Origin of the sequence: Vulcaniibacterium gelatinicum, from assembly GCF_008033445.1 — a bacterium.
GTDB lineage: Bacteria > Pseudomonadota > Gammaproteobacteria > Xanthomonadales > Xanthomonadaceae > Vulcaniibacterium_B > Vulcaniibacterium_B gelatinicum.
Genome location: NZ_VNKO01000046.1, coordinates 1 through 753, shown reverse-complemented (window position 1 = coordinate 753; position 753 = coordinate 1). Strand labels below are relative to the sequence as shown.

1 protein-coding gene is annotated in these 753 nt (G+C 54.4%); it reads left to right on the top strand.

Annotation, left to right across the window (positions count from 1 at the left end):
- The coding region (locus tag FPV26_RS12785; protein ID WP_220429106.1) for a hypothetical protein at positions 1 to 204 on the top strand (204 nt) is incomplete at its 5' end.
- Positions 205 to 753 lie beyond the last annotated feature (549 nt).

Here is a 753-nt window from a genome sequence, read left to right as displayed (position 1 = left end):
GATCTCCCGCCGGGTACGCTTGCGCTTGCCCATGCCCTCGGCGTCACCGAACGTCAGCTGCATCGATCGTCACCCCAATCGCGGTGCGCTATTGTCGCCGAGATCATGGGAGTTGTTCAGACCTTCCCTAAAGTCACTCACATACCGATTGACAAGAATTCACTTCAGATTTTGAAGGGGATCGTAGAAAAATGGACAAAATAGCAGTGTCCGATTTTCGAGGCCTAGACGCTTTTTGGGGGGTCGAGCTTTACTCGATGCACTTTGAAGTAAGAGATCTGTCGCTAAGGTTCGAGTTGAGGTGGACCGATTCCGGAACGGAGCGCTTTGCAAAGTTAACGTTTACAAGCGTCTCCAGCATTTCGCTAATCAGCACCTCCCTAAAGCCCGCAGAACTTACTGAGCTTATTTCCATTGCTGCAGAAGCGCATGATTGCATTCAGGTTTCGTGCGAGATGTCCAACTTTGAGTTGGACTTCAGGTGTGCGGCGATCTTTGTTGATGCCAAAGTGCAAGAATGAGCCCGCGTAAGATGGATTGTCGCCTCCCCCTGATCAGATCCAGCTGAAACTAGGATGTACAAGTTGAGTAATTCCCCGACACCTGGCCTTGGCCGACGGGGTCAGGCGGCGAGGGTATCAGGGATGGTTTCTGCGGTCTCCTCGGGCTCGGGGATCATCGGCGGCAGCGCGTCGATCTGCAGCGCCTGCTGAAGCGCCATCGCCGGCGTGCGGCCCTTCAGGCGATAGCCCT